Origin of the sequence: Spirulina subsalsa FACHB-351 (assembly GCF_026130165.1) — a bacterium.
In the GTDB taxonomy this organism is placed as follows: Bacteria; Cyanobacteriota; Cyanobacteriia; order Cyanobacteriales; family Spirulinaceae; genus Spirulina_A; species Spirulina_A subsalsa_A.
Map to the genome: position 1 here is coordinate 1 of NZ_JAIHOM010000133.1, position 12377 is coordinate 12377.

Below are 12377 nucleotides of genomic sequence, written 5' to 3' on the forward strand. Positions count from 1 at the left end.
GGGAGTTGAGGATGGGGGGCGGGGGTGACGTGGAGATAGGGGATGGGGGTGGGGTGGGTGTCGGGGGAAAGTTGGAGGACGTGGGGCAAACTCATTAAGGGAATATAGCTGTGGAAGTCTTCAAGATTGACGGGGCCGGGGGGGAGGATTTGGTCAATGCCGGGGACTGAGGCTAAAAGTTCTCTTAATTCGGGGACGCAGATGAGGAGAACACGACTACAACGTTGGGCGGCTAGGGGGAGATAGCGGATAAATTGGATGGCATCTCCGGCGCCTTGTTCGGTGTGGATGAGTAGGGTTTGCTGGGGTAGGGGGCGACCATCCCAGCGCGGATGGGGACAGTCAAAGGGGGTAAATTCGGGGGTTTGCCAGCGCCATTCGCACTCTTGAAAGCCTTCTGTCCATTGCCCCAAGGTTAATAAGGCCATGCCGAGGTTAAAGTGGATGGTGGGGAGGTCGGGACGGAGTGCGATCGCCTGTCGATAATGAGCAATGGCTAAAAGCATTTGATTCTGGGCATTGTAGAGAATCCCCAAGTTGTTATAACTTTCGGCGTGGTGGGGGTCAAACTCTAACACTTGGCGAAACTGGGCGAGGGCGAGATGATGGGTTTTAGGGTCTTCTCGATAAAGCACCCCCAAATTATACAGGGCGGGGATATAGTCGGGTTGTAAGGCGATACAATCCTGATAATGGGCGATCGCCTTTTCCCGTTCCCCTGCTTCATAGGCCTCATTGCCCAACTGAAACAGATAATCCGGCGAATTCATCGCCAACTCAGGGGACGGATGCACCACCTCCCGTAACGCCTCATCGGGCAGCGCAAAAGACGTTTTCAGTAACTCCTCATCCCACTCAATTAACTCCGGGAAGCGAATCCCCGGCAGAACCTCCACCGCAAAAACTTCCTGTACGGCATCCTCGAAGCGCAGGAAGGCCACCGTTTCCCCCCGGTCGATATCCACCACCCAAACCCCACAACAACGCTCTGCTTGCTGACTAATGGGAATTCCACTAAACACCGCCGTTTCTCGCACTTGAGAAAGTCCCACAAATGCCCAGCGACCATAAAAACTCAGCCCTCGCGTAAACCCCGGCAACAGGGCCACAGGAGTTAATTTCCCGGTGTTGAGGTCTACCGTCGCTAAACTCCCTTTCCCTGACTCTAGCACCCAGAGACGCTCATCATACCACCGAGGAGAGTGGGGCATCGAGAGGCCTTGAGTCATAATCTCATTACTGGGAATATCCATCAGAATCCCCCCCGTGGCCTTGGTTTTCCGCCATCCTTCTGGGGTATTCGTCGCCCCCAAGGCCGTCACATATTGGGGTTGATTCCGCGGCCCCACCGCCAAACCATTGAGGTGACAACGGTCTTCTAGAGCATAGTGGGTAATAAAAGGAGGTCGCCAGCGAGGGACAAAACTAGAACGATCTTCGAGGGTACAGAGACAGGAAAAACGGGTATTAATAAACCATAATTCCTCATCAATATAGGTCATTTCGTGAACATCAATATCCCCCGTGATGTGGGTTTTGCGGGGTAGATAACAAGCGTCATGGGGGGCTTCTTCTTCCAGTCGTGGAATCACGGCCGGAATATTGCGCAATTCGATAATCTGAAAGTGGGTTCCAATGGCCAAGCGGTTAACATCTCCCGCCATCCCCATTGGTTTATCAAAAACTCGAAAATGAGTATTTAAGACTTCTCCCTCACTCCGCAAAATGACCACTTTTCCCGCTTGGTAAGTTGACACAACTAGGGAGATCCCTAGTTGGTTTAGTAGGTGAGGAAAATTGCTCGTGTGGACACTACTTAAAGGATTGGTCATGGCAGATTTTTCTAGATATCACGGTTTTGAGCAACCCAAATTACGGTACTATTTACAAAGTGGTTCAACCAAGGAAAGGGAGAGAAAATTTTACGAGTAATGGTTAGTCTATTTTGCAAAATCTGCTCAACTTTTTGGTAATTAAAGCCTTTATGTCCTTTTAATTCGGCATCTAAACTATGGGAGGAGGGGAAACTTTCCACATCCCAGAGCATGGCGGCGGAAAATAGTTCGCGGGGGGTGTAACGTTCGTAACCGTAATTACCTTTTAAGTTGGCGAAGTAGCGACCGATTTGTTTAAATAATAAAGATGGACCGACTTCAATGGGAACGGAAATAATAAAGGTGGCTTGGGGCTTACAGTAGGGTAAGACTAGATCAAAAACCTGCTCGATATTGTTAACGTGTTCTAATGTTTCTGTACAAATAAATAGATCGCAACTTTTGGGTTCAATAAATTGAGCCAGATTGTGGGGAAAACAGTATTGTAAATCAGCAATGCTTTGTAGATTTTCGGCGCAGGCGTTGAGCATATAATCATCTACATCAACGCCAATCCCGGTTTTAATCCGTTGTTGTTCGTAGGCGGTTTTTAACAGCCAACCGTCTCCACAACCGTAGTCTAAGGCTTTTTCATAACAAGTTTCTTCTAAGAGGTCTAAGACTACTTTAAAACGGGATTGATGGGCTAAACGGGTGAGGGAGGTTCCCTGTTGAAGTAGACGCCGAGAGTAGGACATGGGGAATAGTTAATAGGTAATGGGGAATAGGTAATAGGTAATAGGGGATTAATAATTAATAAATGGGGGCTTAAATGGTTACGGTTGGGGGAGGGGTTGGTGTTGAATAATGGCTTGATAGGCTGTTAATAGGGATTCTGCGATCGCCTGCCAATTGTAACGAGATTGTCCAAGTTGGCGACCATTGACTCCCAAGGTTTGACGTAAGGTGGGAGATGCCAATAATTCGGCGATCGCACCAGCTAAAGATTCAACGGCTCCAGATACCACCCGCCCGGTGTTTCCTTGGATAATATCCGGGGCAATTTGTACCTCTGGGGTGACAATAACAGGCAGTCCGTTGGTCATGGCTTCCGCTACGGCTATGCCAAAGTTTTCTGAAAACGAGGGTAACACAAATAAATCGGAACCCTGAAGTAATAATTGTTTGGCTTCCCCGGTGACAAATCCGGTGAAAGTAGTACAGTCCTGTAGATTGAAGTCTAGCACCTGTTGTTTTATCTGGTTTACATAGTCTTCATCTCCGGATCCCGCTAGGAGTAAATGGAAGGGAGGACGAGGAGAAAGGTATTGGAGGGCTTCTAGGAGTAATTCGGGGCGTTTTTTGTAGTGTAACCGGGATAAAAACAGGATAATGGGGGTTTCTGGGGCGATATTGTAGGTTTGACGGAGTTTTTGCGGGGCATCGGGCCAGAGGGGAGGAGATTCTACTCCTAGGGGGAGGGTGAGGGTGGGGGCAGTAATGCCGAAGTTGCGCACGTCTTCCACCTCTCCGGGGGAGGTACAATGAACGGCGGCGGCTTGATTGAGGTTGAGACGTTCAATCAGTTGGGCATACATTTGTTTTTTGCGGCGACTTTGGGCTAAAGCCCAGGGGGCTAATTGTCCCATGCTGCGGACGGTGTAGGGAATTTTTTGGTGACGGGCGATCGCACCTGCACAACTCGACCCATAGGAAAAGAGATAATGAAGATCCAAAACGTCGTAATGATGAAGGTTTTGCCATAGCCACTTTGTCCAAGTCAGGGAGAACAAAAACCCCCGATCTCCCCCTAAACTCACCTGAGAGAAAGGACTACTAAAGCGGGGGAAAAACCACACGGGAACCCCTTCATAGTCCACCCGTTCTCCCAGAGGCACATCTAACACCCCGGGACCATGATCATTGGTGGCAGTAATTTCCGCCTCCACACCGCGATCGCGCAAGGCCTTGACCAAATTTAACGCCACAGCCGTCGGTCCCCCGCGTAGAGGAGATAAAGAGGGAATGACGTGGAGAATTCTAGTCATGGTGAGAGGGTACAGGCAAAAAAACAATTGTCAATTATCCATTGTCAATTGTCAATTTTCTAACCCTTCAAGTTTCTAATATCCAATCCGCTTAATCAACCCTATTCAGTTATTGCGAAGGTAATAAAAAGCCGTCCTGAAGGACGGGGCTTGTATCCCATTATTTTCGGTCACGCAGTAGAGTGAAGCAATCTCTGCTATCTCGCTAGTCCTGGCGATTGCTTCCCTACGGTCGCAATGACAAGTGTTCACCTGGCAAGTGTTTAACCGGACTTGATATAAGCTTCCCATGGGACTTGAACCCACAACCTTTCCATTACGAGTGGAATGCTCTGCCAATTGAGCTAGGGAAGCAGGATTACACCAATTCTGACCGTAATCACAGCCCGCGCCGAACTCAAGCCCACGGAGGCTAGATGTTCATTGCAGTTTTTCACTATAACAGATTCTTGCAAATTCGTCGAGGTTAGGAAACCCATCCATATAGAGAGTAAACTGGGAGAAGAGGTAAGATAGCATTTCCCCACTATCCCCCAATAGAAGCTCTATCCCCCGCCAAACCCAAACACTAACCACAAATTCACCTTTTCCTCGTTTTTCCATGACCAATCCTCAAAGTCAACGTCCCCCGATGAGTCCAGAAAAATACGCTCGTCTCAAAGCTGAAGCGAAAGCACCCTATCGGGGTTTACGCAAATTTATTTATTTGGGATTTGGTGCATCGGGGTTAATTGGAGCTTTTATCTTTTTGACTCAACTCTTAGCAGGGCGAGATGTGAGCGCCGCGTTACCCAATTTTGCCCTACAAATTAGTGTGGTTGCCTTGATGGTCAGTTTGTATCGCTGGGAACAACGCAAAGACCATAAATCTTAACCAAAGGGTTTTCATTCTTGAATCTTCTCAACTATTGCACTCCAACAAAACCTATCCTAGAACTGGGCATTGGCAATGGGGAATTGATTCTTGATACATTGGGAGTGTTACTCCCCTCCTGCTTGTTCTTGTGATCTACGATTTAGCGGGGCTTAAAGCTCATGAATCATATTGACGAAAAACTCGGCCTCTATCAAATTTTTCTCAAACTGTATGAACAGAATCGAGGGTTATTAGATGAGATTCTCAACCTCGAAATTGCGGGAGATTCCGGTTTAGCCACTTGGTCAGAGAATCATGTTATTGCGGTAATTGAACCCTCCCAAACCTACTTGATAACGAATTTAGGCTGTGGGGTGATGCAGAAATTTTTGCAAAGTGAGGGCATCTGGACTATTGGCAGAGGTCAGGATTTAGTCTTATCCATTCCTGACGAACATCTTTCCCGACATCATGCGGCCATTCAATATTTGCCCACCGAGGGGTTTTATCTCTACGATCTCAATAGTACCAACGGCACGTTTGTCAATCATGAATGGGTACAAGATCGGGTTTTGTTACGAGAGGGCGATCATGTCCGTTTAGGGAGTTTAGTCTTTTCTTTCTTTGTTTGTCGAGAAGAAAAACAGTTACCTGTTGTTCCCTCAGATGTGGCGAGAATGTTGGAACAGAGGCGAATTATTCATAAAACCGCCCATAGCGATCGCATTCCAAAAGGCAAAATCAAAGATGAACCCACTAATCCCCTCTTTGACCCATCCGATATGATGGGCTGGGATGATTACCTCCCCCCTACCGCCCCCGGTGGACTCACCCCAGAACAACAAGCCCAATTATTAGACCGTTTTTATCATGAAGAGGACGAGGGAAAAACATTCACTGAAGAGTAGGGCGTGGGGGAGCAGGGGAGCAGGGGAGCAGGGGAGCAGGGGAGAGGGGGAGCAGGGGAGCAGGGGAGCAGGGGAGAAATTATCAATTCCCGATTCCCGATTCCCGATTCCCCGACAACCTATTCCTCCTCAGCCCCTCCCTCACCATCATCTCCCCGTTTCGAGGACTTCAGCGAAGTGGCATCAATGGGAACCCCCACCTGTAACTGTTCCCGCACCTCCTGTTCCACCTTCGCGGCAACTTCCAGATTTTCCTCCAAATATTTCACCGTGTTATCACGCCCTTGGGCAATATTTTCCCCCTTGTAGCTATACCAAGCGCCTTTCCGGGTGACAACATTGGTTTGTTCGGCAATGTCCAACATACAACCCATGCGGGATATCCCGTGACCAAAAATAATGTCAAATTCTGCGACTCGGAAAGGAGGGGCGACCTTATTTTTCGCCACTTTCACCTTAGCCCGGATGCCATATTCCCCCTCACTTCCTTTTTTCAGGGTTTGAATCCGCCGAATATCTAACCGCACCGAAGCATAAAACTTGAGGGCATTTCCCCCCGTCGTCACTTCTGGACTGCCGTAGGTGACACCGATTTTCTGGCGCAGTTGGTTCAAGAAAATCACCGTCGATTCTGATTTCCCGACGTTTCCAGCAATTTTCCGCAAGGCTTTACTCATCAAACGGGCTTGTAATCCTACCTGAGTATCCCCCATTTCCCCTTCAATTTCTGCCCGGGGAACTAAGGCCGCCACCGAGTCAATCACAACTACATCCACCGCGGCCGAACGCACCAGTTGATCCACAATTTCTAAAGCGGATTCTCCGGTATCCGGTTGGGCCACTAATAAATTCTCAATATCTACCCCTAAAGCGGAAGAATAGGCGGGATCTAGGGCGTGTTCCGCATCCACAAAGGCGGCAATTCCCCCGGCTTTTTGGACTTCGGCGATCGCGTGTAAAGCTAAGGTGGTTTTCCCAGAACTTTCTGGCCCGTAGAGTTCAATAATCCGACCTTTCGGGAGTCCGCCCCCGAGGGCTAAATCAAGGGTTAACGCTCCGGTGGAAATGGTTTCCACCCGCATCCGCGTTGCATCCCCTAGCCGCATAATCGCGCCCTTGCCAAAGTTGCGCTCTATTTGGCTCAGGACGGCTTTCAATGCCTTGTCTTTTTCGGGGTTTTTGGTGATCGTAGCCATTAATGCCTCTGTGACAAACGTTCAAGTTCTAGCAGTCAAGTTCTAGCAGTCTCGTCTCAATCCACCCAAGGGGGGCGAGAACCACCTTGGGCTTATTGTGACGAAAATTGACTAAAAAATCAAGGCCTACAAAACTTTTTCTAGAAACTGTTGAGCGCGATCGCTTTTGGGGGAACTAAAAAACTCGTCGGGGGGTGCATCTTCAGCAATTTTCCCCCCATCGAGGAAGAAAATCCGATCGGCGACTTCCCGCGCAAAGCCCATTTCATGGGTAACAATGGCCATCGTCATCCCACTTTCAGAGACTTGTTTCATCACGTCGAGAACTTCCTTCACCATTTCCGGATCTAGGGCGGAGGTGGGTTCATCAAAGAGCATGACATCGGGTTCCATTGCCAAAGCACGGGCGATCGCAACCCGTTGTTTTTGTCCTCCAGACAGACGGGAAGGAAAGACATCCGCCTTTTCCTCCAACCCCACCCGCTTTAACAAATCGAGGGCTTTCTGACTCGCCTGGGCCTTGGGCATTTTCTTCACCGTTAGGGGGGCATACATGACATTTTTTAACACCGTCATATGGGGGAATAAATGGAAATGTTGGAACACCATGCCCACATTTTGTCGAATTTTCATTACATCCACATTAGGGGCTGTAATTTCCTCCCCATCAATATAAACCTTGCCCGATGTAGGCATTTCCAGCAAATTCAAACAGCGCAAAAAGGTAGACTTTCCACAGCCCGAGGGACCAATTATTGCCACCACTTCCCCCCGCCTAATTTCTGTGGTAATTTCTCGCAAAACTTTTAGACTGCCAAAGGACTTATAGAGCCGATCCACTTGAATAGCAACAGCCTTATCTGTTTCTGCTTTAACCATCTTCTCTCCCTCTTAACTACTCCTGCGTAACTGATTTTCTAAGATTACTGATGCCACCGTTAATATCATCACCATGACATAATAAATCACCGCCACTAAGAGCAAGGGTTCAAAATAAACATACTTCTGCGCCCCCACAATTTGCGCCCGTCGTAAGAGATCCTGCGCCCCAATGGTAGACACCAACGTTGAATCCTTCAACAGGGCAATACTTTCATTCACTAAAGCAGGCAAAATATTCTTAATGGCTTGGGGCAAAATAATATCTAACATCAGGGGTTTATAACGCACCCCCAAAGACATAGCCGCCTCAGCTTGCCCCCGATCAACGGCTAAAATACCCGCCCGAATCACCTCAGAAATATAAGCCCCGGAATTGAGGGTAAACGTAATCACCCCCGCTTCAAATCCAGAAATGTTATAACCTGTTAACTGGGGTGTGGCAAAATAGATCAGGGAGAGTGTCACCAGTAAAGGCGTTCCCCGAAAAATTGAGGTGTAAGCCATGCCAAACCAATAGAGGGGCTTAAAACTGGAGATTTTAAATAGAGATAAGATTGTCCCCCAAATAAACCCCAAAACAGCCGATATTAAGGTAAATTGTAAGGTGACATTAATCCCCGTTAAAATAAAGGGGATAGACTCCGCAATACGAGCAAAATCAAGATTCATTTGTGCTAACACTAAACTCGATGGCATCAGTCCATTCACTCCCCACAAAATATTATTCATCAAACTTATTGATTCTCCCCTGCTTCTTGTGCGGCGTAGTAATCTTCAAACCATTTTTGAACCAGTCGATCTAATTCGCCACTTTCCCGCATTTCGGCTAAGACTTCATTGAATTTTTCCACTAACTCTGAACCTTGGGGGAAGGCAATGGCTGAACCTGCTGCCTCTTGATTTTCAATGGTGGTAAATTCCAAATCCGGGTTATTTTGAATATAGCCCTTAGCGACGGTATCTTCCACAATAGCGGCGTCAATGCGTCCGGCTTTAATTTCCTGCACTAATTCACTCACTCGGTTGCGAGATTCAATGGTCATAGCGGGAAATTCTTTGGCTTGTTCTTTAGTGGTTTGTTCTTGGGTAGAACCTAACTGCACCCCTACCCGTTTTTCGGCTAAATCTTCAAAGGTTTTAAAACCACTCCCAGCCCGAGCCACAATGGTGTTTTTGGCTTCATAATAAATATCAGAAAAAGCGACACTTTGTTTTCGTTCTTCTGTTGGAGTCATACCTGCCATGGCAAAATCCGCCCGATTGGACTGTAGCGCGGGGATAATACCATTAAAGTCCATATCATTGATTTGTAGGCCGTAACCCAGCTTATCGGTGATATATCTGGCAATATCGATATCAAAGCCTACAGGTTCACCTAAACCCCGCCCAGTTTCGTAAAATTCATAGGGGGGGTAGTCGGCAGAAGTGGCCATGACGAGAATGGGTTTTCCGTCTTCGGTTGTAGCGGTTTGATTGGTACATCCGGCGATCGCACCGATGCTCAAAGAAGCGGCAAAACCTAGGGTAAATAGAAATAAGCGGCGTTTCATAACGATTTGGGTCAAAGTGAATACTTAAGAATATATCCAATCTCCCATTTTGTAGAAGGCAAGGACTAGAATTTTCGGTGATCCGCAGGGGGGTATGGTAAGGTTTCACCAACGCACAATCCCCGCAAAGAGCCGATATTGCCCTGATGGATGAGGGAGTTTAGGCCGCGAATTGTTCCCTGATTAACCCCGTGAAATCCTCCCTACGCTCCCCTATCGGGAGAGCGCGGGGCTTCTCTAAGGTGATAATTGTCTACTCCATTCTCAACCTGAAATTCGAGCTTTGCTTCTATTTGAGGTGTTATTTTGGGTCTAAAATGTAAGAGAGATTGGGCGCGTCCTGATGTTCCAATGTATTGCTGAAAGCGACCAGCCATCATCTCGTTAAGCATTTTAAAGAAGGAGACTAAGATTACTTTTACCCGCCCCATTCGCACCAATTAATATATTCAAAGGCTGCAATTGCAGATCCATCTCTTTAATCGATTTGAAGCCATTAAGGGTTAGTTCTTGTAATCTATTCAAAGGTCAAACTCCCAACGATGCGATTGTGTTGTTCTAATTTAGATTGGCAAACAATTCTATCATGCCCTCTCATGTTTCCCTGAATAGTTTAATACAAAAAACTAACGAAAGGGGTTTGATTGGTAGATCCGGCGATCGCATTTTTAAAATTTGGGAAAGGTCGCCATCTGGGCAAACTTAACATGGGAGACTGATTTAGTACAAAAAAACTATTTTCTCCCCTTAAACCCGGCTTAATCTCAAAAATATGTAAAATTGAGCGGTTTCTCTGAACTAACTTTGCTAAAGTGATTCAGCACCAATGATTGCGAGGCACCAGAGGAGTCTGAGAATTATGTCGCTTATCGTTCAGAAATATGGGGGAACTTCCGTTGGGACAGTAGAACGGATTCAAGCGGTGGCAGAACGAGTCCAGAAGACGGTACAAAAGGGAAATTCTGTCGTAGTGGTGGTGTCGGCAATGGGCAAGACCACCGATGCTTTAGTGAAGTTAGCCCATGATATTACCGACTCTCCCAGTCGTCGAGAAATGGATATGTTGCTCTCGACTGGGGAGCAAGTGTCGATTGCTCTGTTAAGTATGGCGCTGCAAAATCTCGGACAGCCTGCAATCTCCCTCACGGGGGCGCAAGTGGGCATTGTCACAGAAACAGCCCACAGTCGAGCGCGGATTTTGAATATTAAAACCGAACGGATGCGCAAACATCTGGATGAGGGAAAAGTGGTGGTTGTGGCGGGATTTCAGGGCATTACCGAAGGGAATGAGATGGAGATCACCACCTTGGGACGTGGGGGGTCGGATACCTCGGCGGTGGCTTTGGCGGCGGCGTTACAGGCCAGTCAGTGCGAAATTTATACCGATGTGCCGGGGATTTTGACCACAGACCCCCGTATTGTGCCGGAAGCCCAGTTAATGGATGAAATTACCAGTGATGAGATGCTGGAGTTGGCCAGTTTGGGGGCGAAGGTGCTGCATCCTCGGGCGGTGGAAATTGCCCGCAACTATGGGATTCCCTTGGTGGTGTTGTCTAGTTGGACCGATGACCCCGGAACGCGGGTGGTGTCTGGTTTACCCCAGCCTCGCTCCTTGGAAAATTTGGAAATTACCAAGGCGGTGGATGCTATCGAATTTGACCCAGCCCAGGCGAAAATTGCCCTGTTGCGCGTGCCGGACCGCCCGGGGATTGCGGCCAAGTTGTTTGGGGAAATTGCCCGGCAAGATGTGGATGTGGATTTAATTATCCAGTCGATTCATGAGGGGAATAGCAATGATATTGCTTTCACGGTGGTCAAGGGGATGTTGAAGCCGGCCGAAGCGGTGGCCGAGGCGATCGCACCTGTTTTAAGATCCCACCCCTCCACCGCCCCCGATGAGGCCGAGGTGATGATTGATCGCACCATTGCCAAGGTGAGCATTGCCGGGGCGGGCATGATTGGCCGTCCGGGGATTGCCGCCCAAATGTTCCAAGCCCTCGCCGAGGCTCAGGTGAATATTCGCATGATTTCCACCTCGGAAGTCAAGGTGAGTTGTGTGATTGATGCGGTCGATTGCGATCGCGCCATCCAAGCCCTCTGTCAAAGTTTTGAGGTCAACACCTCCCCCATCCAACTCACCCCACCAGCCCCCAACGGCAAAGCCGCCCCCCCCGTGCGTGGTGTCGCCCTAGACCGCAATCAAGCCCGTCTCGGCCTACGTCATGTCCCCGACCAGCCCGGCATGGCCGCCCAAATTTTCGGCCTCCTCGCCCAAGAAAACATCAGCGTAGACATGATTATTCAATCCCAACGCTGTCGTATTATTAACGGCATCCGCACCCGAGATTTAGCCTGTACCGTCGCCCAAGGAGATGCCGAAATAGCCCGAAAACTCCTCGCCGCCCAGGTGTCCCAGTGGGGAGGAGGCGAGGTTTCTGTAGATAGTGCGATCGCCAAAGTCAGCATCGTCGGCGCAGGCATGGTCGGTCATCCCGGCGTCGCCGCCAAAATGTTTGAAGCCCTCGCCCAGCACCAGATCAACATTCAAATGATTGCCACCTCAGAAATTAAAATCAGTTGCGTCGTCGCCGAAGAACAAGCCGTAACCGCCCTCAAAATCATTCATGATGCCTTCGGCCTCGCCGGGAAATCTAAACTAGAAGTTCCCGTTTAACCCAATGAATCTGGTAGACCTCCTCCAAATTCCCGTCTGCCAAACCCCAGATACCCTTGCCCTCTGGGATGGTTCTGCCAAACGCCCCCGTTGTCTCACCTTTGCCCAACTCGATGCTCAGGTGCAACGGGTGGCTCTTTTTCTACAAAACCAAGGTCTCCAGCCCGGTCAAGGAGTTTTAGTCCTCCAACCCCTCTCCGCCGAACTCTATATCATCCTCGGCGCCCTCTTTCGTCTCGGTCTCGTCGCCCTCTTCCTCGACCCCTCCGCAGGCATCCCCCACCTTAACCACTGTTGCCAACTCTTCCCCCCCCACGCCCTCATCGCCACCAGCAAAGCCTACAGCCTCCTCCCCCTCTCCGCCCCCCTACGTCACATTCCCCTAAAAATCGCCATCGGCCTCCCCGTCCCCGGTACCCTCTCTTGGCACCATCTCCCCCCACCAGACC

Annotated in this window: 11 protein-coding genes, 1 tRNA gene and 1 pseudogene; 4 read left to right on the forward strand and 9 right to left on the reverse strand. The window is 49.0% G+C overall.

The genetic code is table 11. The features are described from left to right. From K4A83_RS19280 to K4A83_RS19295, 4 genes are all read right to left on the reverse strand, one after another. Positions 1-1757, reverse strand: a 1757-nt coding sequence (locus K4A83_RS19280; protein ID WP_265266307.1) for a TIGR03032 family protein, incomplete at its 3' end; no start/stop codon positions are given. Positions 1758-1843: 86 nt separating this feature from the next. Beyond that, positions 1844-2572, reverse strand: a complete 729-nt coding sequence (locus K4A83_RS19285) for a class I SAM-dependent methyltransferase (RefSeq protein ID WP_265266308.1) — start codon at positions 2570-2572, stop codon at positions 1844-1846. A gap of 78 nt (positions 2573-2650) precedes the next feature. Then, on the reverse strand, positions 2651-3862 hold the full coding sequence (locus tag K4A83_RS19290; RefSeq protein WP_265266309.1) for a glycosyltransferase: 1212 nt from the start codon (positions 3860-3862) through the stop codon (positions 2651-2653). Between the two features lie 281 nt (positions 3863-4143). Beyond that, a tRNA-Thr gene (locus K4A83_RS19295) sits at positions 4144-4216 on the reverse strand. 247 nt (positions 4217-4463) lie between these two features. Here K4A83_RS19295 and K4A83_RS19300 point away from each other — a divergent pair. Together K4A83_RS19300 and K4A83_RS19305 are read left to right on the forward strand one after the other, a co-directional pair. Continuing rightward, positions 4464-4736: a DUF3493 domain-containing protein gene (locus K4A83_RS19300; RefSeq protein WP_265266310.1), complete on the forward strand. Its 273-nt coding sequence runs from the start codon at positions 4464-4466 to the stop codon at positions 4734-4736. Positions 4737-4897: 161 nt separating this feature from the next. Further along, on the forward strand, positions 4898-5626 hold the full coding sequence (locus K4A83_RS19305; protein ID WP_265266311.1) for an FHA domain-containing protein: 729 nt from the start codon (positions 4898-4900) through the stop codon (positions 5624-5626). A 119-nt stretch (positions 5627-5745) separates the two neighbouring features. Here the strand turns inward: K4A83_RS19305 and recA are convergent, their stop codons facing one another. The 5 genes and pseudogenes from recA to K4A83_RS23580 all read right to left on the reverse strand — a co-directional run. Next, positions 5746-6822 carry a recombinase RecA gene (gene recA, locus K4A83_RS19310; protein ID WP_017303907.1) on the reverse strand — a complete coding sequence of 359 codons (1077 nt, stop codon included), beginning with the start codon at positions 6820-6822 and terminating at the stop codon, positions 5746-5748. Positions 6823-6948: 126 nt separating this feature from the next. After that, positions 6949-7701 (reverse strand): amino acid ABC transporter ATP-binding protein, encoded by a 753-nt coding sequence (locus K4A83_RS19315; protein ID WP_265266312.1) that lies wholly within the window; start codon positions 7699-7701, stop codon positions 6949-6951. Between the two features lie 12 nt (positions 7702-7713). Further along, positions 7714-8433, reverse strand: a complete 720-nt coding sequence (locus K4A83_RS19320) for an amino acid ABC transporter permease (RefSeq protein WP_265266313.1) — start codon at positions 8431-8433, stop codon at positions 7714-7716. A gap of 5 nt (positions 8434-8438) precedes the next feature. Next, the gene (locus K4A83_RS19325) at positions 8439-9254 is read right to left on the reverse strand and encodes a transporter substrate-binding domain-containing protein (protein WP_265266314.1); all 816 of its coding nucleotides are present in this window, start codon (positions 9252-9254) and stop codon (positions 8439-8441) included. Between the two features lie 236 nt (positions 9255-9490). Further along, positions 9491-9728, reverse strand: a pseudogene (locus K4A83_RS23580) (AAA family ATPase); the annotation flags it as partial. Positions 9729-10113: 385 nt separating this feature from the next. Here K4A83_RS23580 and K4A83_RS19330 point away from each other — a divergent pair. Continuing rightward, positions 10114-11928 carry an aspartate kinase gene (locus K4A83_RS19330; RefSeq protein ID WP_265266315.1) on the forward strand — a complete coding sequence of 605 codons (1815 nt, stop codon included), beginning with the start codon at positions 10114-10116 and terminating at the stop codon, positions 11926-11928. 4 nt (positions 11929-11932) lie between these two features. Beyond that, on the forward strand, positions 11933-12377 hold a 445-nt coding region (locus tag K4A83_RS19335), incomplete at its 3' end, for a long-chain fatty acid--CoA ligase (RefSeq protein WP_265266316.1).

Bases quoted from the DNA above. Each gene is read 5' to 3' on its own strand.
- K4A83_RS19290 (WP_265266309.1), bottom strand. From the start codon at position 3,862: ATGACTAGAATTCTCCACGTCATTCCCTCTTTATCTCCTCTACGCGGG.
- K4A83_RS19305 (WP_265266311.1), top strand. From the start codon at position 4,898: ATGAATCATATTGACGAAAAACTCGGCCTCTATCAAATTTTTCTCAAA.
- K4A83_RS19325 (WP_265266314.1), bottom strand. From the start codon at position 9,254: ATGAAACGCCGCTTATTTCTATTTACCCTAGGTTTTGCCGCTTCTTTG.
- K4A83_RS19285 (WP_265266308.1), bottom strand. From the start codon at position 2,572: ATGTCCTACTCTCGGCGTCTACTTCAACAGGGAACCTCCCTCACCCGT.
- K4A83_RS19300 (WP_265266310.1), top strand. From the start codon at position 4,464: ATGACCAATCCTCAAAGTCAACGTCCCCCGATGAGTCCAGAAAAATAC.
- K4A83_RS19330 (WP_265266315.1), top strand. From the start codon at position 10,114: ATGTCGCTTATCGTTCAGAAATATGGGGGAACTTCCGTTGGGACAGTA.
- K4A83_RS19320 (WP_265266313.1), bottom strand. From the start codon at position 8,433: ATGAATAATATTTTGTGGGGAGTGAATGGACTGATGCCATCGAGTTTA.
- K4A83_RS19315 (WP_265266312.1), bottom strand. From the start codon at position 7,701: ATGGTTAAAGCAGAAACAGATAAGGCTGTTGCTATTCAAGTGGATCGG.
- recA (WP_017303907.1), bottom strand. From the start codon at position 6,822: ATGGCTACGATCACCAAAAACCCCGAAAAAGACAAGGCATTGAAAGCC.